The organism is Proteus hauseri ATCC 700826, from assembly GCF_001654965.1.
GTDB lineage: Bacteria > Pseudomonadota > Gammaproteobacteria > Enterobacterales > Enterobacteriaceae > Proteus > Proteus hauseri.
Map to the genome: position 1 here is coordinate 64,932 of NZ_LXEV01000030.1, position 21,512 is coordinate 86,443.

Here is a 21,512-nt window from a genome sequence, read left to right on the forward strand (position 1 = left end):
TTTCCATCTTTTGTTTGATGGCGTATGGTAAATTCATCTGACCTTATAAAAATGATGTACCGAGGATTAAAATGAGCAAAATTTTCGAAGATAACTCGCAAACCATTGGCCATACCCCACTTATCCGTTTAAAACATTTCGGAAATGGCAATATTTTGGCTAAAGTAGAATCTCGTAACCCAAGCTTTAGCGTTAAATGCCGCATCGGTGCAAACATGATTTGGGATGCAGAAAAAAAAGGGATTTTAAAGCAAGGCGTTGAACTGGTTGAGCCAACAAGTGGTAACACAGGGATTGCACTTGCTTATGTTGCAGCTGCGCGCGGTTATAAATTAACTCTAACAATGCCTGATACCATGAGCGTTGAGCGGCGTAAATTGCTTAAAGCATTAGGCGCAAATTTAGTGCTAACAGAAGGCGCTAAAGGTATGAAAGGCGCTATTGATAAGGCAAATGAAATTCGTGATAGCGACCCTACTCGCTATCTGCTATTACAGCAATTTAGTAACCCAGCAAACCCTGAGATCCATGAAAAAACTACAGGGCCTGAAATTTGGAATGACACCGATGGTAAAGTTGATGTCGTGATTGCAGGTGTAGGTACTGGCGGCACGATTACAGGTATTGGTCGCTATTTAAAGAAAACTCAAGGTAAGGCAGTTACGATGGTAGCGGTTGAACCAACCGGTTCGCCTGTTATTACACAAGCATTAGCAGGAGAAGAAATTCAGCCAGGACCACATAAAATTCAAGGTATTGGTGCCGGATTTATTCCTGCAAACCTTGATTTAACATTACTAGACCGTGTTGAGCAAATTACTAACGAGGAAGCTTTTGATACCGCTCGTGAATTAATGACTAAAGAAGGTATTTTGGCAGGTATTTCCTCTGGAGCTGCGATTGCTGCGGCTGTTAAATTGACAAAAGAACCTGAATTTGCAGATAAGCAAATTGTGGTTATTTTACCTTCTTCTGGTGAACGTTACCTCAGTACACCACTTTTTGCAGACATCGCAGATAACTAACCCCAGCACATTTAATTGTAAACAACTTATTAAAAAAGCACCTATATGGTGCTTTTTTTGTGGTGGAGATCAAACTTTGCTACGTAGACAGGTGATTTATTCCTTCGAGTTTAGTATTTAATCAATTAATTATTTCGAAGGTCGAAATTAATCAGAAAATAAACGAGAAAATAAAACAACTCTCATTTATATTTCTACGATAAATTTTTATCAGATGATACATTCGTTTTATCTTATCTGATATTGCTACGCAAAGCAGGACAATTTCATCTACACTTACTAAGTCCTGACTTAATGTGAAAACTTGAGTTATAAAAGGAAAATATCCTATGTACCAGCAAGAAGTTACTATTACAGCACCAAACGGTTTACATACTCGTCCAGCTGCGCAGTTAGTAAAAGATGCCAAAACATTTTCTTCTGATATCAGCCTTATCTCTGGTGGTAAATCTGCCAGCGCTAAAAGCCTATTTAAATTACAAACTTTAGGTTTAACTCAAGGCACTGTCGTCACTATCTCTGCTGAAGGCGAAGATGAAAAACAGGCTGTTGAACACTTAGTTAAATTAATGGCTGAATTAGAGTAATAACTCTGATAGACCATTAACATTGTACACACCCCTGAATAACCTTCAGGGGGATCACCCAAAGATGATTTTAAAACAGCAGTGTCGCAAGATCCTATTCTTTTAAAATTATCACCAGCAAGTCGTAGGATAAATTATGATTTCAGGAATTTTAGCATCACCAGGTATCGCTTTCGGTCAAGCTCTACTTCTTAAAGAAGAGCCTCTTATCATCAGCCAACGTAAAATTCAAAGTGATGAAATAGACAATCAAATTGAACGTTTTAAAGATGGCCGTAATAAATCAGCGCAACAACTAGAAATTATTAAAGAGCGTGCTGAAAAAAATCTGGGAGCAGATAAAGCCGAAATTTTTGAAGGCCATATTATGTTGCTCGAAGATGAGGAACTTGAACAAGAAATTGTGACCCTTATCAAAGGTGAAAAGAAAACTGCAGAAGCCGCTGTTCAATCGGTTATTGAAGACCAAGCAATGGCATTAGAAGCCTTAGATGATGAGTATTTAAAAGAGCGTGCCGCTGATGTGCGAGATATTGGCAAACGTTTAATGCGCAATATCTTAGATATGCCAATCATCGATTTAAGCGCTATTGCAGAAAAAGTTATTTTAGTTGCTCCTGATCTCACCCCTTCTGAAACCGCACAACTTAATTTAGAAAACGTCTTAGGTTTTATTACCGATCTGGGTGGTAGAACGTCTCATACATCGATCATGGCGCGTTCTTTAGAAATTCCTGCCATTGTTGGAACATCTAATGCGACTCAAACCATAAAAAAAGACGATTATCTTGTCCTTGATGCAATTAATAATAAAATCATTATTAATCCATCTGAAGAGGAACTTGATAAACTTAAAGCTATCAAAGCTGAGTACCTACATGAGAAAGATGAGCTCGCAAAGTTAAAAGATTTACCTGCGATAACACTTGATGGTCATCAGGTTGAAGTTTGTGCAAATATCGGTACCGTACGTGATGTTGCGGGTGCTGAACGTAATGGTGCTGAAGGCGTTGGTCTGTATCGTACTGAATTTTTATTTATGGATAGAGATTCATTCCCAACAGAAGAAGAACAATTCCAAGCTTATAAAGCTGTGGCACAAGCAGTAGGAAGCCCAGCCGTTATTATCCGTACTATGGATATTGGTGGCGATAAGGACTTACCTTACATGAACCTACCAAAAGAAGAGAACCCATTCTTAGGTTGGAGAGCAATTCGTATTTGTCTTGACCGTAAAGAGATCCTTCATTCGCAATTACGTGCTATCTTAAGAGCATCTGCTTTTGGTAAACTACGCATTATGTTTCCAATGATTATCTCTATTGAAGAGATTCGCGCATTGAAAGCAGAACTTGAAATACTGAAAAGCCAGCTTCGTGCAGAAAACAAAACTTTCGATGAGTCTATCGAAGTCGGTGTCATGGTTGAAACCCCTGCGGCGGCCGTAATGGCACGTCTCATGGCAAAAGAAGTTGACTTTTTCAGTATTGGGACTAACGATCTAACACAATATACTCTGGCTGTAGACCGTGGAAATGAGCTGATATCTCATCTGTATAATCCAATGTCACCAGCAGTACTTAACCTGATAAAACAGGTTATTGATGCATCACATGCAGAAGGTAAATGGACTGGAATGTGTGGTGAACTTGCCGGGGATGAAAGAGCAACCCTGTTGCTTTTAGGCATGGGATTAGATGAGTTTAGTATGAGTGCTATTTCAATTCCTCGCATCAAGAAAATTATTCGCAATGCGAATTTCGATGATGCGAAAGCATTAGCTGAGCAAGCACTTGCTCAACCAACGGCGAAGGAATTAATGGACTTAGTAGAAACTTTTACTAAAGAAAAAACACTGTGCTAATCGCATTAGCCAGAGCCCGGTCCCAACTAAAATAATTAGGAGAAGATTCATGGGTCTGTTTGATAAATTAAAATCACTGGTTTCAGAGGAAAAGAAAGGCAGTGGCACGATTGATATTGTTGCACCACTTTCTGGTGAAATCGTCAATATCGAAGATGTTCCTGATGTTGTTTTCGCTGAAAAAATCGTAGGTGACGGTATTGCTATCAAACCTGCTGGTAATAAAATTGTTGCACCAGTTGATGGTACTATCGGTAAAATTTTCGAGACTAACCATGCTTTCTCTATTGAATCAGACAATGGTATCGAGTTATTTGTCCACTTCGGTATTGATACTGTTGAACTGAAAGGTGAAGGATTCAAACGTATCGCTGAAGAAGGTCAACAAGTAAAAGTTGGCGATACTATTTTAGAATTTGATCTGGCTGTGCTAGAAGAAAAAGCAAAATCTGTACTTACTCCAGTTGTTATTTCTAATATGGATGAAATTCAAAGTTTAACCAAAATGACAGGCCCTGTTACCGTTGGTGAAACCGTTATTATTCAGATTAAAAAATAATCTAACAGATTAATGATATTAAAACCGCCACTAACCATATGTTGTTGTGGCGGTTTTTTTATATTCAAAAACTAAGAAATACTAGATGCAGTCAACAACGCTACAACTTGAAGTATGACAATATTTTTTACTCTAAAAAATTCAAGATGCCGCTAGGCGACAAGTGAATGAGTCACTAGGAGCATACATAAGTATGTGGCTAGTGCGAGTAAACCTAGTCAACAACGCTGCAACTTAAAATATGACAATATTTTTTACTCTAAAAAATTCAAGATGCCGCTAGGCGACAAGTGAATGAGTCACTAGGAGCATACATTAGTATGTGACTTGTGCGAGTAAACCTAGTCAACAACGCTGCAACTTAAAATATGACAATATTTTTTACTCTAAAAAATTCAAGATGCCGCTAGGCGACAAGTGAATGAGTCACTAGGAGCATACATAAGTATGTGGCTAGTGCGAGTAAACGTAGTCAACAACGCTGCAGTTTGAATTATGACGAGTAAACGCCCGTTGATAAATAACGATCACCCCTATCACAAATAATCGCCACAATTACCGCCCCAGGATTTTCTTTTGCAACGCGCAGAGCGCCCGCTACAGCACCGCCAGAACTTACGCCACAGAAGATGCCCTCTTGACTTGCTAAACGGCGCATAGTCTCTTCTGCTTCATTTTGAGACATATCTATGACTTTATCCACCAGCTCTTTTTTAAAGATACCTGGTAAATATGCTGGTGACCAACGACGGATCCCTGGAATTTGGCTTTTCTCTTCAGGCTGAAGCCCAACAATTTGAACATTATCAGATTGTGTTTTTAAATAACTCGCCACACCAGTGATAGTGCCCGTTGTTCCCATACTTGAAACAAAATGAGTAATACGGCCTTGGGTTTGCTGCCAGATTTCAGGCCCTGTAGAGATAAAATGCGCTCGAGGATTATCCGGGTTATTAAACTGATCGAGCACTTTCCCTTCACCCTTTTTTTCCATTTGTTGTGCTAAATCTCGCGCCCCTTCCATACCTATTTCACGGCTAACTAAAATAAGCTCCGCGCCATAAGCTTGCATAGAAGCCTGACGTTCTTTACTCATATTTTCAGGCATTAAAAGCTTTAAGTGGTAACCTTTTACAGCGGCAATCATTGCAAGTGCAATACCTGTATTACCACTGGTCGCCTCAATCAGCGTATCACCCGGCTGAATTTCACCTCGTAATTCTGCTTGTTCAATCATTGATAAAGCAGCTCTATCTTTCACTGAACCTGCCGGATTATTACCTTCTAACTTAACCCAGATTTCAGCATCTACACCTTGTGTCAGCCGTTGTAGTTTTACTAACGGTGTATTACCAATAAATTGTTCTAACCCAGCCACAGTAAGTCCCTGATCATTTGTTAGTCTATATCTATGAAGAAATCACATTTGCTTTATTAACGCAATAACATTAACGAAATTAGATAAATATCAACACAATGAAAAATACCCACACTATCTTTAGTACGGGTATTCATAAATTAAATAACTTATTGATAATAGATAAAATTATGCAGTATAAGCTAATGAAACTGTATTTAAGGGGGTATCACCCGCATATAAACGTGCTTGGGCGCCCCCCATATAGTAAGTTTCCCCTTTAATCGGTGCAGTAGCGATATCGTTCCAAATTGCTGTTATTAGCGTATTACTCCAACCTATAGGTTGTAAAATAAGCTGCCAATAATGCCCTTTAGGAGAGGCTTCTATTACTTTAACAGGTAATCGACAAACGCTATTTTCATGAGCATTTAACGTCACTTCCCAAGAACGTAAAAACACATCGACCTGTCCCTGATAAAGTGGTGTTACCGATAATGGAAGATGATAACCACCAATTTGCAACTGAGCACCATTAATCTCGCCTTGAAAGTGATTTACATCACCTAAAAATTCCAGCACAAAGCGACTTGTTGGTGATTGCCATACTTCTTGTGGCGTACCGACCTGCTCTATTTTGCCGTTACCCATAATGACAATACGATCAGCTACTTCCATCGCTTCTTGCTGATCATGAGTGACAAATACACTGGTAAATTTAAGCTCTTCATGCAATTCACGTAACCAACGACGTAACTCAGTTCTTACTTTTGCATCAAGAGCCCCAAAAGGCTCATCAAGCAATAATATTTGCGGCTCTACAGCTAATGCTCTTGCTAATGCTACTCGTTGTTTTTGACCACCAGACAATTGAGCAGGATAGCGTTGTGCTAAATGCGGTAACTGTATCATCTCTAATAATTGCTCAACCTTTTTACGGATAGCCTCATTATTTGGTCTTTCACGACGAGGTAAAACGGTTAAACCAAATGCAATGTTGTCAAATACTGTCATATGGCGAAACAGGGCGTAATGTTGGAACACAAAACCCACTTTACGCTCTCTTGCATGTAAACGACTGACATCTTTTTCTTGAAAAGAGAGATTGCCTTGAGTTTGATGCTCTAACCCAGCAATAATGCGCAATAAGGTTGTTTTACCTGAACCCGAAGGGCCTAACAATGCCACCATTTCACCTGAATCAATATTTAAATTAATATCATGCAACACTTCAGTGCGATCAAAATATTTTGTGACGTTATTAATTTTAATACTCATATTTTGCCTCTACCTATGTGTCAGTGGTGATAGTGTTAATAGTAATTATTTTTAATGATGATCGTGTTGCTGCTGGCGAGCCAGATGCCATTGCAATACACTTTTAATCATTAAGGTTAAAATAGCCATCAATGCTAATAATGCCGCAGCAGTAAATGCCCCCACAGTGTTGTAATCTTGATGCAATAATTCAACTTGTAATGGCAATGAATAGGTTTCACCACGAATTGCACCTGAAACCACAGAAACTGCACCAAACTCACCAATAGCTCTCGCATTAGTTAATACAACGCCATATAACAGCGCCCAGCGAATATTAGGTAATGTGACCCGCCAAAACATTTTCCAGCCACTCGCGCCTAATAATACAGCCGCTTCGTCTTCCTGACTTCCTTGGCTCATCATCACAGGAACCAATTCTCTAACCACAAAAGGGCAAGTCACAAAAACAGTCACCAACACCATTCCCGGCCATGAAAACATTAGCTGAATATCAAAACCGGCTAACCATTGGCCTGCCCAGCCATTACTACCGTAGAAAAGAAGATATAACAGACCTGCAACGACTGGCGATACTGCAAAAGGAATATCAATTAAAGTCATTAATAACTGACGTCCCGGAAATTGAAACCGGGTCACTAGCCATGCCATACTCACACCAAAAAGCATATTTACTGGCACAGTTATCAATGCAATTAATACTGTTAACCAAACAGCATGTAACATATCGCTATTGAGTAAATTTTGATTAAAAACTTCAATACCTTTTGAAAACGCGGTCATAAAGATCCATGCTATCGGTACTACCAAAAATAAAATCGATAACACAACGCCAGTAATAATCAGTCCCCATTTAACCCAGTTAATTGGACTCCGATACACTGAATGTTGTGGCATTGAGTCTGATAAACCTGACATTAATGCCCCCTTAAGCGTTGTCCAAAGCGACTTTGTAACCCATTAATTGCAAACAGTAAGACTAAAGAAACCAATAAAATCACAGAGGCAACAGCACTTGCCGCAGGATAATCAAACTCTTGTAAACGAATAAAAATCATCAAAGAAACAACTTCTGTTTGCCATGCAATATTGCCTGCAATAAAAATCACTGCACCGAACTCACCTAAACTACGCGTAAAAGAAAGCGCTGTTCCTGCTAATAATGCGGGGGATAATTCAGGTAATACTACTTTACGAAATGTTTGCCAGCGGCTAGCACCCAGTGTTTCTGCTGCTTCTTCGTATTCTGGTCCTAACTCTTCTAAAACAGGCTGAACGGTTCTTACCACAAAAGGTAAACTGGTAAATGACATGGCAACAGCAATACCAATCCATGTATTTATCACTTTGATATCAAACTTATCTAATACAAAACCATACCAACCTTGTGTTGAAAAAAGCGTTGCCAGTGTTAATCCCGCAACAGCAGTGGGTAAGGCAAAAGGTAAATCCATTAAACCATCAAGTAATTGTCTGCCAGGAAATCGATAACGTGTAATTATCCACGCTAACAACATGCCAAATAACGCATTAAACAAGCTTGCAATACCTGCTGCTAGTAATGTTACTTTATAAGCGGCGATAATTTGAGGATGGGTAATCACGGCCCAATATTGCGCCCAACTCATATCAGATAACTGCACAACCAGCGCACTCATAGGTAATAAAAGGATCAGGCAAGTATAAAACAGTGTTCCCCCTAGACTTAATCCAAATCCTGGTAAAACTCGCTTGCTGGTTGTGGCAAACATTATCTGCGTCCTTGTGCTAACAATTTATCCAAGGTGCCATCTGTAGAAAAATGCGTTTTCATTACATTATTCCAATCACCAAACACCTCTTCGAGAGTAAATAGAGAGGTTGCAGGAAACTGAGCTGCTTTCTGTGCCATAACTGCTTTATCATTTACGCGATAATTAAATTGCGTAATAATTTCTTGGGCCTTAGGGCTATAAAGATAATTAAGATAGGCTTTTGCAACATTTTCTGAGTCATTACGCTGAACGTTCTTATCTACCCAAGCAACGGGGAACTCAGCTAAAATATCGACAGGCGGCACAATAACCTGGTAATCATCCTCACCATATTGCTTACGAATATTATTCACTTCTGATTCAAAACTGATTAATACATCCCCTAAATCACGCTCTATAAAAGAGGTGGTTGCGCCACGGCCGCCAGTATCAAACACTTCAACATTTTTCAGTAACTTAGTCATCGCTTCACGGGTTTTTTCATCAGTACCATAAGCTTTTTCAAAAGCACCCCAAGCGGCTAAGTAAGTGTAACGCCCGTTGCCTGATGTCTTAGGATTAGGGAAAACAATTTTGACATCGTCACGGGTTAAATCTTCCCATGAAGTAATATTTTTAGGATTTCCTTTACGAACGAGGTAAGCCATAGTCGAGTAATAAGGTGAGCTATTATTTGGTAAACGTTGTTGCCAATTAGTAGGAATTAAATTGCCTTTATCATGCAAAATTTGCACATCAGTCACTTGATTATAAGTCACGACATCAGCGGGTAACCCTTGCAATATGGCAAGTGCTTGTTTAGATGAACCTGCATGAGATTGTTTAATGGTAATTTTATCATCAGGATGTTGAGCATCCCATTGTGTTTTAAAGTCGCTATTAAGTGCTGTAAATAGCTCTCTTGCGATATCGTAAGAGCTATTAAGTAATTGTGCCGCCCCTGCATAACTACTCACAACTAACGACAATGCTGCGGTTGCCTGTAATGCAAAGGTTCTTATTGTGTTTTTCTTCATTAAAAGTTACCCGTCATTGAATGTGTTGTTCTAAGGGTTACTGTATCGGCTTTATTTATAACAGTGTAGTTAGCTTTTGTTATTTGATATAACTAGCAGTTATTAAAAATGAATAAAAGTTGTGCTAATTAGCCAAAAATAAATCACTTTGAGTTAACTTGAAAAAAATTCAGCGAAGAAAGCGACAAAAAGAGAACTTACTAAGTAGAAACAAAACGCCAGCTTATTCTCAAAGCTGGCGTTTTGTTTAAATAAGGTATTTTTAATAAAACCTAATACTTATAGCGCCTTTAATACTTCATAAGACGGTGCAAAATAGTAACTACCACTGACTGGTTTACTCATTCGCAGTAAATCATCGTGTTTACCATCTAATTCACCAAACATGCTTAATAGCTGCTGTTCTATATTATGTAGGCGGCCACAATATGCTAAGAAATACAGCCCGTGCTTTCCACTTGCTGTACCATAAGGCAGACTATGACGCAAAATAGCTAATTCCTCGCCCTCTTCTTCAATGACGACACGAGAAACATGAGAAGTAACATTGCGTTCTGACGCATCTAATTCGACGCTATCTTTTTTAGTACGTCCAATCATTTTCTCTTGTTCAGACTCACTAAAACGTGCCCATTTTTTCAGGTTATGTTCGTAACGCTGTACTAACACATAACTACCACCAGCATCCACACCATCATTAATAAGTGCAACACCATAACGCTCGTCATCTTGTGGGTTTTCTGTACCATCAATGAAACCACTAAGATCACGCTCTTCAGTCCAGCGGAAGCCATGAATCTCTTCTTCAACGCTAATTACATTGCCAAACGCAGCAAGTGCAGCTTGAGCTAATGTAAAGTTCACATCATGGCGCATCGATTGAATATGAATAAAGAAATCACGCTGTGTTGCAGGAGCCAAACCTTTACCTAATGGGCGAAAAGGTTTTAACTCTGGAGCACTATTTTCATCTGATAGTTTTTTCCAAAGATCTGAACCAAATGCAACTACAGCACCCAACGAAGCATCAGGAAATTGCTTTTGTAAATCAGAAAGTGATTGCATAAATTTCTGACATCCTTGACGCAGAAGATCTAATTCACCCACAACCATTGCTTCAATAAACAGACCAAATTTACTATGTGCGACTAAAATGCCACTTTGTGCATGAGACATATTGCTTCCCTAATCGATAATCAAAACGCTCAGAATAATGTCTGATTATATCTAATATTTATTTTCTAAGATTTGCCTTTTAACAAACTTCAGTTGCTCTGTTGTGCTAAATCAGATGTATTTTATAAAGAATATCTTGGTGTCATTTTTTCTGCCAGATAATTTGTATTACTTTCCAATCAGTTAATGCAGTATCAGGTGGCATTAACCCATCTGGGCCATCCCACTTTCCACTAAATACATAGCTAACTGATTTAGCTTGTTCTGACTGACACAAAATAGTTTTTTGTTCGTCAATTACAGGTCCTTTACTACAAGCGCCAAATGCTTTTTTATAAATATCTTTAAATGGCGTACCCATTGCTGTACCCCATGTTGTCTCTACTTTAGGGTCAGAAATTTCTATTTTATCAACGGTACCATTTTCTTTACCATAAAACGCCACTCGAACCTTATTCTCTTCAAGTCCTTGCAAAATCACCATAATATCGCCATTTTGCATTTCCATACCTTGTCGATAATGGTAACGGCTTCCTAATTCTTTTTTTATTTCACTTTCAGTGATTTTTGTTGAGCCAGTAATATTTCCTAAACCATCAGCAGAAACCATCAAATTATCGCTAGAAAACCAATTGATTGGATTTAGTGCAGAAAAAGACATCCCCCCCATGGATGAACAGCCACTGAGTAATAGAACACTTGTACTTAAACACAAGGGTAACCAAAATTTAGGCATCATAACGCTCTCCGTTAAACTTTTTCATAACACATTAAAAATAACACTAATACCACCTCGGTAATAATGGATACCCAAGTAATAAATAAGCATAACAAAATATAAGCAAACTTAATCTGCGATAATGACATGAAAAAGAAAGCCTAATTACGACCACCTATATATCTTTTTGTTCCATATTGTTCGATATCTGCCAAGTAATGAATAAAGTAAGGTTAATAAACAAGCAACCATCCTCATCGGATGAATAAGATAAACAAGATAATACAATAAGATGGGGGTTTAAAAAGATGAGAAGAGAGAACATAAAGCCCCTAATTAATAAGGGGCTTTAGCTGTAAATATTAAAGATCAAAATCTTGATCAACAATTAAACGCTTAGTGTAGGTTGTGCTTTCTTGGTTTTGATCTTCATATAGCAATTTTTCAAACATAAAAATAGTGGCATCATTTTCTTCTGGGATCACCAAGGTGATTTGCGGACAACCTTTAGCAATAAGCTTTTTTTCAAGGCGAGAAATTAACGCATTCGCAATACCTCTGCCACGAAAATCAGGATGTACACCTAAATAATATAAAGATCCCCGGTGGCCATCGTAGCCCCCCATCACACTTCCTACTATTTCCCCTGCAACTTCAGCAATTAAAAAGAGATCAGGTGAGTGATTAATTTTTCTTTCAATATCAATTTCAGGATCGTTATCAGGTGAAATTAAATCACAACGCTCCCAAAGTGTAATAATTGCCTCAAAGTCATCTTGGCGAAATAGTCGTATTTCCATGGTTTTGCCTGTTATCGGTCATATAAATCTTAATTTATTATCGCTTGTTTAGTTTATGAATCAACTTGAAAATGAGAACATAGAGAATATAAAACTTTATTTTTAATAAATATGATAAAAATTGTAGGTTATTATGAGCTTACCTGATATTCATCGTGTTAAAGAATTTTTTTTGTCTCTGCAAAATACCATTTGTCATTCTATTGAATCCGTGGATAAAAAAGCCACTTTTCAACAAGACAATTGGGAAAGAAAAGAAGGTGGTGGCGGGCGTACTAGAGTACTCACTGAGGGGGCTATTTTTGAGCAAGCGGGTGTTAACTTTTCTCATGTCTATGGTGACAGTTTACCTAAGTCAGCAACAGCACATCGCCCTGAGTTAAGTGGTCGTAGTTTTCAAGCAATGGGCGTTTCATTGGTAATTCATCCAATAAATCCTTATATTCCAACATCTCATGCTAATGTACGCTTTTTTATCGCTGAAAAAGAAGGAGAAGAGCCTGTCTGGTGGTTTGGTGGTGGCTTTGATTTAACACCTTATTATGGATTTGAAGAAGATGTAATTCATTGGCATAAAATTGCTAAGTCAGTTTGCTCTCCTTTTGGCGAGGATTATTACTCTCGTTATAAAAAATGGTGTGACGACTATTTTTATCTCAAGCACCGCAATGAGCCACGTGGTATTGGTGGACTCTTTTTTGACGATCTCAACACGCCAAATTTTGACCACTGTTTTGAATTTGTTAAGCAAGTTGGCTTAGGTTACCTCGATGCCTATTTACCTATTGTAGAAAAACGCAAAACAATGCCCTGGGGTGAACGTGAGCGTCAATTCCAACTATATCGCCGTGGCCGCTATGTGGAATTTAATTTAGTTTGGGATAGAGGCACATTATTCGGCTTACAAAGTGGAGGACGCACAGAATCTATTTTAATGTCGATGCCACCACTTGTTCGCTGGGAATATAATCAAACCCCTGAGCCTAATTCACCAGAAGCAAAATTATATACTGACTTCTTAATTCAAAAAGAGTGGGTGTAAAACTGGTTAGATAATGAAAGATAAAGCCACTTAAATAATGTGGCTTTATTTAAAGTAAGTTTTATCTTAACAATATTTGAAATTTATGCTTTGCGGCAATGACAGTTGCGGTTAATTAAACAAAAAGGCTAACAACCCGGTGACTTTATTTTTATTTTCCCACCCTTCTGCTCTCATACAGGTATTAAAATAATCTTTTCGCTCCCACTCATTTCTATCAGAAGAGAAGGTACTCCCTGCTGCTGTATTGGGTATTTCTTTACCATTTACCCTCATCGGAGAAAAAGAAGTATTAGCTGAATTTATTGAATAACTAACAGGATATCTTTCTGTAACACGCTGCATACACATATTTCTAGCTGATCCTAAAGGCGATGGCTCCGATGTATTTGCTATCCATTTTTCAGGCGTAGCACATGAAGAAAGAACAAATAGCGATGCAATAATGATACATTTTTTCAAGATACAATAACTCATCAAATAAAGATGTATTTTAGTTTAAACTTTTTTTGAAAAAAATAATTAATTTTTTATGAAGATAATGTCTTTAAGTAAAGAACCTATCAATACTATAAGATAGGTTACTCTCTGTTCAAATAGTGCTAATCGATTCTATTTAATTAATATTATCGATATTTAAAATATGTTATTCTTCAAATAGCTCATCTGGGCAGTCGGAAATAACATCAAATCCTAAATAATAATATAAATGGTATTTATTTATATCATCTTTATTAAATATATGAATTCCTTCAGAGCTATAGCAATTTGTAATATTCACTTTATCATTATTAAAAATGATTTCAGATTGATTTAGTGCACCTGTAATCTTAATCGTATTGTTATTATTAGGATTATTACTATAAATAACAGAAGTTGATAACTCATCCATAAAGTGTTCAAGTTGTGTCAATTTTTTATTATAAAGAAATGTGTAAGTAATTTTATCATCTACAGAATCATAAACCACATTGTCTTTATCTGTAATATCAAAATCTTCACCTTTTAATGACAAACAACGATTGTTATTTTTATCTATCGGGTCATTAAAACAAGTATAAATAGATTGGTCTGCTAACATTGCCTTGTCCGTGTATAAAAATAGCCCGTCATTTTTATTAGCAATAAGCCCAATAGAGGCATCACTGAAACCATTGCTACTAAATGCAATGCTTTGATGGCCAAAAAGAACAAAAAGAATGAGTACTCTAAGCATATTAAACTTCCTAAAAAGAAGAGAGGAATAGAGGGTATTTAACTAAATAATTATTGCGATTTCTACGAATGTACACTACCGAAATATATTAGCAAATCAAGAATTAACTCATTTAAAAGCCACTAAAATAAGTGGCTTTGTGATTCAAAATTATTTATTCAAAAAAGGTAATAATTCCACCATTAATTGTTCTGGGCATTCTTCAGTTACAAAATGTCCGCACTCATTGAGAATAACGCCTTTCAAATTTATAGCTCTACCTTGCAAAGTTAATTGAGGCGCATCGCGAGTAGCATGATCAGCACCAATAGCCAGAACAGGCATAGTAAGTTGTTTCTCTGCACGCTGTTGGTTTTGGAGTATAGTTTGCGGAATTGCTCGATAATATGCGAATCCTGCTCGTAACCCACCTGGTGAAGAATAAGAATCTATATAAGTTTGAGCAGCGACTCTATCGCGTCGATATGACCAATTATCAAAGATAAAATTGAGATATTCACGCTCTTTGCCTGCCGTTAGCATTTCGGGTAAGTCTTGCACTTGATTAAACATGAAATGCCAAAGAAAAATATTTTCTTCCGGTTTCACAAATATACTAGGTGCAGGGGCTAATCCTGGAATAACAGCTTCAACTAATGCAATTTTATTAATCGTTGAAGGATAGTCACTCGCCATTGCATAACCAATCCACATGCCAATATCATGCCCTACAACGGCATACTGAGTATATCCCAATTGTTTCATCATATTATACATGGTTGTCGCTACAGTTCCGGTGTCATAACCGCTATTGGGTCTATCGGAATAACCCGTTCCTGGTGGATCAACGGCTATCGCCATATAACCATTTGCGGCAAGTTCAGTCATAACATAACGCCATGTATACCAAGTTTGTGGCCATCCTGGTATCAGTAAAATAGGTTCACCACTACCGATAGTAACATAATGAATTCGCTGACCATCCACTTTCACATAGTGATGCTGAAAATCAGCTTCATTGGCTTGAATAGATGCTGAATTCAACACTTCTATTGGTTTTTTTATCGTTTCTGCTGCTAAAGAAATCGTACAAGGCAATGCAAAAAACATTGCTGAAGCAAATATCACCTTCTTAAATAATGTGTTCATTTATATTCCATAAAGTAGTTTATTAACGTTTTTTGAAGTGTTTAACAAGTATTCAATATCAATTAACCAAATGAATTTATTAATAATTAATCACCATTGTCATACCATTACACTTAATTGTTTATCGAACGACAAACAATAGATTAAGATGATCTTTAATTATTTGTCAATCACTAAAAAATAATTCTTTGTCATTTAGCAAATAATTGGTAGTATTTAATGATGATTAACTATGTGGAGAATTTTTCATGGCAGGAAGACCTAGAGAATTTGATCGTGAAGCGGCATTACGAAAAGCAAAATTAGTGTTTTGGCAACGTGGTTATGAGGGGACTTCTATTTCAGATTTAGTCGAAACATTAGGTATCGCCTCTGCTCGAATTTATGCTGCATTCGGCTCAAAAGAGGATCTTTTTCGAGAAACTATCGCACTGTATCTTGCTGAAGAAGGCGCCTTTGCTGATAAAGCCATGCTTGAACCCAATACACGTTTAGCTATTGAACAACTTCTTATCAATGCAGTTGAAACCTACACCAAAGAAAACCAGCCTCATGGCTGTATGGTGGTGTTGTCGTTAACAAATTACACTCGTGATAATGAAAATATTATGACTTGGCTTACTCATTATCGCCAAGCTCGTACCGCCGCAATTATAGAGCGCATAAATCAAGGTATTCAATCTGGCGATATAACGATAAAAACCGATATACAAGCTATAGGTGACTACTTTGCAACGCTTTTACACGGAATATCGATTCAAGCAAGAGACGGCGTCAGCCGAGAACGTTTACTGCATATGGTAGAAGTTGCAATGAGTACCTTCGATGTTTTTATCACCTCATCATCTTCACACTGATAATTTATTTAACGATAGTAGGAGAAAGACATAATGTCATCTTCAATACCTTTTGATTCTTCACAAAGTGAGTGGGTGTGTACATGGCTTTCAACCTCACAACCAACATCAGGCGACGCATTTCCTTTTCCACTAGAAATACCGACTACATTAAATAATCAGACGCTAAAACAAACATTCCGTATCAGTTTGGGTGGAAAGAAACTGCGTTTAATCTTTTCTAATCGCTATGGTAAACAACCATTGAAATTAGCAGATAGCTGTATTTCTGTGGAAAAACAATCTGATCTATCTGAACCGATTAATATCACATTTAATGGAGATACTAGCGCAACCATTCCTGCTGGTGAAATATTATATAGCGATGAAATTTCTCTACATATTTCATCATTATCAATTATAAAACTCCAAGTTTATTTACCAGAATTAGTTTTTGTAGATACATTTCATTGGGATGCTCGCCAGTTTTCTTTCTTGGAAAACGGTAATAAAACCAAAGAAAAATCAGGATATGACCAAAAAATCAGTTCTCGTTTATTGTTAGAAAGTGTGCATGTTTTACCCGAAACTAGAAGTAAAAGCATAGTCGTGATTGGGGATTCTATGGTTGATGGTAATGGCGTAGAAATGGAGTCTTATCATCGTTGGACAGATTTTTTAGCCGAGCGTGTAGTGTCCCAAAATATTGCTATCGTTAATGCGGGGCAATCTGGCTCACGTTTATTAAAAGACGGTATTGGTATTAGTACACTAACTCGTTTTGAGCATGATGTACTAAATCAACCGGGGATCACCACTTGTATTGTACAAATAGGATTAAATGATTTGGGGCTTGCAGGTACAACCTTAGACCCTAGTGGCCAAATACCAACATTCGATATGCTAATTGAGGGTTATCGCCAATTAATTAGCATGGCACGTAAAAAAGATATTGATATCGTCGGTGTTACTATCGTTCCATTACGAAGTGCTGATGAATATGGTTTAGAAAATTTCTATCAACCTGAAAAAGAACTTATTCGTCAAAAAGTAAATCAGTGGATGCGAGAAAGTGGCGAATTTCATGCGATTATTGATAGTGATGTATTGATACGTGATCCTCAAAATGTTCATCAGCTCAATTTACAATATGATTCTGGTGATCACCTACATTTAAATTATAAAGGGCATTTACGCATTGCTGAATTAATATTTCTTAAAAAGATCATGATAAATTAAGTTATTGAGATAAAAAATTCATTACGTACTCTCCCGTTTTATATGATGACGACTATTACTATTTCTATCAGATTATTATTAGTGATATACACTTTTTTTACTCTGTTAAACTAATAATACATTGAAAAATAAGAAGGCGAATAATGAGAAAATTACGCATCGGTATAGTAGGTTTAGGATCAATTGCACAAAAAGTTTATCTACCTATTTTAACTAATACCGCTAAATGGGAACTTGTCGGTGCATTTTCGCCTAATAACGAAAAAGGAAATAGAATTTGTTCTGCTTATCGTATTCCTTTTTTTGATAATCTAGATACCCTTGCTAAACAATGTGATGCTATCTTTGTGCATAGTGCTACATCTAGCCATTTTGAAGTCATAAAATATTTATTACATGCCGGTGTACATATTTATGTCGATAAACCATTAACAGAAAATATTGATCAGTCTGAAGCCCTAATTGAGCTAGCAGCTAAAAAAAATAAAAAATTAATGGTGGGCTTTAATCGTCGATTTGCCCCTTTTTATCAGTCATTAAAACAGAATATTACACACCTTTCTTCTTTACGAATTGATAAACATCGATGCGATAGTATAGGCCCCAAAGATACTCGTTTTACTTTATTCGATGACTATTTACATGTTGTAGACACAGCTCTTTGGTTTGCAGGTTCAAAAGCAAAACTTATTAGTGGCAATATTATTCAAACAGAAAAAGATGAATTATTTTATGCTGAGCACCATTTAAAAATAAATGATTGCTGGATAACAACATCGATGCATAGAAAAGCAGGAAGCCAGCAAGAACAACTTATTGCAGTTGATGAGGATAATCTTTATCAAATTACAAATATGAATTTATGGCGTAGTGAAAACAAAAATATTATCGCTGAAAAGCACCCTGAAAATTGGGATCCTATTTTATTACAACGTGGTTTTATTGGTGCTGTTGAGCACTTTATTCACTCTGTTATAAATGATACAGAACCGATGACTAGTGGTGAGCAAGCAATTATTGCTCAATTAATGATAGAGAAAATGTTAGTGAATCAATAAGCTTTAAATATAAAAAACTGAGTTCATTATTAGCTGAACTCAGTTTTTATTTGTTTAAGTTGAATTAACTTATTTAGATTTTTTCAAATGGGATAATAAACGCTTACGCTTGCGCATTTGAGAAACAGTTAATTTATTTTTCTTGTCCGCATATGGGTTTTCACCCTCTTTAAATTGAATACGGATTGGCGTCCCCATGACTTGTAATGTACGACGGAAATAGTTCATCAAATAGCGCTTATAGCTATCAGGCAAATCTGACACCTGATTACCATGAATAACGACAACTGGTGGGTTATAACCCCCTGCATGCGCATATTTCATTTTTACACGACGTCCACGAAGCATCGGTGGTTGGTGGTCATCTTCAGCCATTTTCATGATACGTGTAAGCATAGAAGTACCTACGCGGCGTGTAGCACAAATATAAGCTTCTTGAATAGACTCGAATAAATTACCAACACCACTACCATGTAGCGCTGAAATAAAGTGAACACGAGCAAAATCAACAAAACCTAATTTAAGATCAAGCATATCTTTTACTTGATCACGGTCTTCTTGTGTCATGCCATCCCATTTATTCACAGCAATAACTAATGAGCGTCCAGCGTTAAGAATATAACCTAATAAAGAGAGATCTTGGTCTGAAATACCTTCTCTTGCATCAATAACTAATAATGCAACATTACAATCTTCAATAGCTTGTAGTGTTTTGATAACAGAGAATTTCTCGACCGTCTCTTTTACTTTACCGCGCTTACGCACGCCCGCAGTATCAATGAGAATATATTCTTTCTCATCTCGCTCCATCGGAATATAGATACTGTCGCGAGTTGTACCTGGCATATCGTAAACAACCACACGCTCTTCACCTAACATACGGTTAGTTAATGTGGATTTACCTACATTAGGGCGGCCAACTATCGCCAGTTTTACGGGTAATGTTGAAGGATCGAAATCATCTTCTTCATCTTCTAATTCTTGCTCTTTTTGTTCAGCTTCTAACGCAGCCCAATAGGCAGCATTTTCTTCTTCTTCAGTCAGCTCTTTTTCTTCTTCAATCACTTTACCTGTGATAGGTAATAGTGCTTGTTCAATAAGTTGAGCAACACCACGACCATGAGAAGCAGCGATAGGGAAAATTTCACCTAAACCTAATGAATAGAAATCAGCAAGCGCAGTATCGGTATCAATACCATCTGTTTTATTCGCAACTAAATACGTTTTTTTCTCAACACCACGAAGATGTTTAGCAATGCCCTGATCTGCTGGCATTAAACCTGCGCGTGCATCAACTAAAAATAGAACAATATCAGCTTCTTGAATAGCCTGTAATGATTGTGATGCCATGTGGGTTTCAACACCCTCTTCAGCACCATCAATACCACCGGTATCAATAATAATAAATTCTTCCCCATCTAACTCTGCACGACCATATTTACGGTCACGAGTTAATCCAGGAAAGTCAGCAACTAATGCGTCTCTTGTGCGTGTTAGTCGATTAAATAATGTGGATTTTCCCACATTAGGGCGCCCTACTAAGGCAATAACGGGTATCATTCTTTGATGCCTCATAAAAATACAATTATAAATCTATGATTGTATTTTACATGTAAATACTAAAAAGACGAAACGGCTCCTTTAAAGGAGCCGTAAAATAAATAGGTTAGTCTGCAATAAATTACCGACTATAAAGATAAAGCTTACCATCACGAGCTTGGATCATCAGTTTATCTTTTGCAACTTGAGGACGACTAAGTAAACCAGAGCTATTTACTGAATTTTGCGCAATAAATTTTCCTGTGCTGGTATCAATCCAGTGAAGATAACCTTCTGCATCACCAACAACTAAATAGCCATCAAAAATAGCAGGAGCGGTTAAATTGCGATGCAATAAATCTTCTTGTGTCCATAATGTCACACCATCAGATTTACGAACAGATAAAACTCGGTCATTTTGGTCAACAAGGTAGATATTATCACCAAGAAGAACCATATCATTAACGGAGCCTAAATCACGTTTCCATAAAATCTGACCCGAACGCATATCTAAGCTAACTAAATTACCATTGTATGCCATTGCATAAACAGTATTTTCATCAATAACAGGTGTGATATCAACGTCATTTAATCGGCTAATTTCTGTTGAGCCTTTCACTTGCGAGATATTCTGTTGCCAAATCAGCTGGCCCTGAGATAACACAACCGCACTAACACGACCATTATCTGCACCAATAATAGCAGCACCATAAGCAACTGCTGGAGCAGATTCACCACGAACTGACAATGATGGTGTATCTAAGTTAACTGTCCATGAAATCTCACCACTAAGCAAGTCAAGCCCTTGCAACATACCATTGCTAGTATGAATAAGAACTAATCCATCACTAACGACAGGACGAGAAATTGCCTCTCCTGCAACATCAGATTCCCAATCAATAGAACCATCATCAGTATTAAGTGCGTAAACTTTCGCTTTTTCTGTTCCCACAAAAATGCGAGAACCAGAAACAGTTAAACCACCGGAAAGCAGCGCTGATTCATTAGAAGAGAAGAAGCCTGTCTTAGTTGAGAGATCTTGTGACCAGAGCTCTTTACCTGTATCGAGTTCTAATGCTTTAACTAAACCATGGCGATCAGCGACATAAACAACTGAGCCATCCCATGCTGGTGACAAATGGGAATAGTATTTTCCAATACCATTTCCAACTGACTTGTCCCAAACAACCGTTGGTGTAAATTGACTCTGCACCTCAGGTAATGGAGACATAGTCACATTATCCTGTTCACTAGAACAACCTGCCAATAAAGCAGATGCTAGTAGACCAACCAGGAGAGTTTTACGCAGTTGCATGTCTG

At 37.4% G+C, this 21,512-nt stretch carries 21 protein-coding genes; 8 read left to right on the forward strand and 13 right to left on the reverse strand.

Annotated features, from left to right (window positions below; translation table 11 throughout):
* Positions 1-71: 71 nt before the first annotated feature.
* From cysK to crr, 4 genes are all read left to right on the forward strand, one after another.
* The gene (gene cysK / locus M997_RS13065; RefSeq protein WP_064720541.1) at positions 72-1,025 is read left to right on the forward strand and encodes a cysteine synthase A; all 954 of its coding nucleotides are present in this window, start codon (positions 72-74) and stop codon (positions 1,023-1,025) included.
* Positions 1,026-1,354: 329 nt separating this feature from the next.
* Positions 1,355-1,612 carry a phosphocarrier protein Hpr gene (gene ptsH / locus M997_RS13070; protein WP_064720542.1) on the forward strand — a complete coding sequence of 86 codons (258 nt, stop codon included), beginning with the start codon at positions 1,355-1,357 and terminating at the stop codon, positions 1,610-1,612.
* Positions 1,613-1,748: 136 nt separating this feature from the next.
* Positions 1,749-3,476: a phosphoenolpyruvate-protein phosphotransferase PtsI gene (gene ptsI / locus M997_RS13075; protein WP_064720543.1), complete on the forward strand. Its 1,728-nt coding sequence runs from the start codon at positions 1,749-1,751 to the stop codon at positions 3,474-3,476.
* Between the two features lie 49 nt (positions 3,477-3,525).
* Positions 3,526-4,035: a PTS glucose transporter subunit IIA gene (gene crr / locus M997_RS13080; RefSeq protein ID WP_023581647.1), complete on the forward strand. Its 510-nt coding sequence runs from the start codon at positions 3,526-3,528 to the stop codon at positions 4,033-4,035.
* Positions 4,036-4,528: 493 nt separating this feature from the next.
* Here the strand turns inward: crr and cysM are convergent, their stop codons facing one another.
* The 8 genes from cysM to M997_RS13120 form a co-directional block, all read right to left on the reverse strand.
* Positions 4,529-5,413: a cysteine synthase CysM gene (gene cysM / locus M997_RS13085; RefSeq protein WP_064720544.1), complete on the reverse strand. Its 885-nt coding sequence runs from the start codon at positions 5,411-5,413 to the stop codon at positions 4,529-4,531.
* A gap of 168 nt (positions 5,414-5,581) precedes the next feature.
* Positions 5,582-6,670, reverse strand: coding sequence for a sulfate/thiosulfate ABC transporter ATP-binding protein CysA (cysA, locus tag M997_RS13090; protein WP_064720545.1), 1,089 nt, complete (start codon positions 6,668-6,670; stop codon positions 5,582-5,584).
* A gap of 51 nt (positions 6,671-6,721) precedes the next feature.
* Positions 6,722-7,588, reverse strand: coding sequence for a sulfate/thiosulfate ABC transporter permease CysW (gene cysW, locus M997_RS13095; RefSeq protein WP_064720546.1), 867 nt, complete (start codon positions 7,586-7,588; stop codon positions 6,722-6,724).
* Positions 7,588-8,421 carry a sulfate/thiosulfate ABC transporter permease CysT gene (cysT, locus tag M997_RS13100; RefSeq protein ID WP_064720547.1) on the reverse strand — a complete coding sequence of 278 codons (834 nt, stop codon included), beginning with the start codon at positions 8,419-8,421 and terminating at the stop codon, positions 7,588-7,590. The genes cysW and cysT overlap by 1 nt, the downstream gene beginning before the upstream one ends.
* Complete coding sequence (gene cysP / locus M997_RS13105) at positions 8,421-9,440, reverse strand: thiosulfate ABC transporter substrate-binding protein CysP (RefSeq protein WP_064720548.1); 1,020 nt, start codon at positions 9,438-9,440, stop codon at positions 8,421-8,423. The genes cysT and cysP overlap by 1 nt, the downstream gene beginning before the upstream one ends.
* Positions 9,441-9,719: 279 nt before the next feature.
* A complete protein-coding gene (locus tag M997_RS13110) occupies positions 9,720-10,616 on the reverse strand; it encodes a Dyp-type peroxidase (RefSeq protein WP_064720549.1) in 897 nt (298 codons plus the stop codon).
* A 142-nt stretch (positions 10,617-10,758) separates the two neighbouring features.
* Positions 10,759-11,355, reverse strand: coding sequence for an RpoE-regulated lipoprotein (locus M997_RS13115; RefSeq protein ID WP_239994686.1), 597 nt, complete (start codon positions 11,353-11,355; stop codon positions 10,759-10,761).
* A 341-nt stretch (positions 11,356-11,696) separates the two neighbouring features.
* Positions 11,697-12,134 (reverse strand): GNAT family acetyltransferase, encoded by a 438-nt coding sequence (locus M997_RS13120; RefSeq protein WP_064720550.1) that lies wholly within the window; start codon positions 12,132-12,134, stop codon positions 11,697-11,699.
* Between the two features lie 133 nt (positions 12,135-12,267).
* Here M997_RS13120 and hemF point away from each other — a divergent pair, with 133 nt between their 5' ends.
* Positions 12,268-13,176, forward strand: a complete 909-nt coding sequence (gene hemF / locus M997_RS13125; RefSeq protein WP_064720551.1) for an oxygen-dependent coproporphyrinogen oxidase — start codon at positions 12,268-12,270, stop codon at positions 13,174-13,176.
* A 111-nt stretch (positions 13,177-13,287) separates the two neighbouring features.
* Here the strand turns inward: hemF and M997_RS13130 are convergent, their stop codons facing one another.
* From M997_RS13130 to M997_RS13140, 3 genes are all read right to left on the reverse strand, one after another.
* A complete protein-coding gene (locus M997_RS13130; protein ID WP_239994687.1) occupies positions 13,288-13,638 on the reverse strand; it encodes a hypothetical protein in 351 nt (116 codons plus the stop codon).
* Between the two features lie 184 nt (positions 13,639-13,822).
* Positions 13,823-14,392, reverse strand: a complete 570-nt coding sequence (locus tag M997_RS13135; protein WP_064720553.1) for a hypothetical protein — start codon at positions 14,390-14,392, stop codon at positions 13,823-13,825.
* Positions 14,393-14,542: 150 nt separating this feature from the next.
* Entirely contained in the window at positions 14,543-15,520 is a 978-nt protein-coding gene (locus M997_RS13140; protein WP_064720554.1) for an alpha/beta fold hydrolase, read from the reverse strand.
* Positions 15,521-15,768: 248 nt separating this feature from the next.
* Between M997_RS13140 and M997_RS13145 the strand changes: the two genes are divergently transcribed.
* The 3 genes from M997_RS13145 to M997_RS13155 all read left to right on the forward strand — a co-directional run bounded on the left by M997_RS13145 (position 15,769) and on the right by M997_RS13155 (position 18,653).
* Complete coding sequence (locus M997_RS13145; RefSeq protein WP_064720555.1) at positions 15,769-16,377, forward strand: TetR/AcrR family transcriptional regulator; 609 nt, start codon at positions 15,769-15,771, stop codon at positions 16,375-16,377.
* A gap of 33 nt (positions 16,378-16,410) precedes the next feature.
* Entirely contained in the window at positions 16,411-17,595 is a 1,185-nt protein-coding gene (locus M997_RS13150; RefSeq protein WP_064720556.1) for an SGNH/GDSL hydrolase family protein, read from the forward strand.
* A gap of 143 nt (positions 17,596-17,738) precedes the next feature.
* Complete coding sequence (locus M997_RS13155; protein ID WP_064720557.1) at positions 17,739-18,653, forward strand: Gfo/Idh/MocA family protein; 915 nt, start codon at positions 17,739-17,741, stop codon at positions 18,651-18,653.
* Between the two features lie 69 nt (positions 18,654-18,722).
* Here the strand turns inward: M997_RS13155 and der are convergent, their stop codons facing one another.
* The gene (gene der, locus M997_RS13160; RefSeq protein ID WP_064720558.1) at positions 18,723-20,213 is read right to left on the reverse strand and encodes a ribosome biogenesis GTPase Der; all 1,491 of its coding nucleotides are present in this window, start codon (positions 20,211-20,213) and stop codon (positions 18,723-18,725) included.
* Between the two features lie 121 nt (positions 20,214-20,334).
* Positions 20,335-21,507, reverse strand: coding sequence for an outer membrane protein assembly factor BamB (bamB, locus tag M997_RS13165; protein ID WP_064720559.1), 1,173 nt, complete (start codon positions 21,505-21,507; stop codon positions 20,335-20,337).
* Positions 21,508-21,512 lie beyond the last annotated feature (5 nt).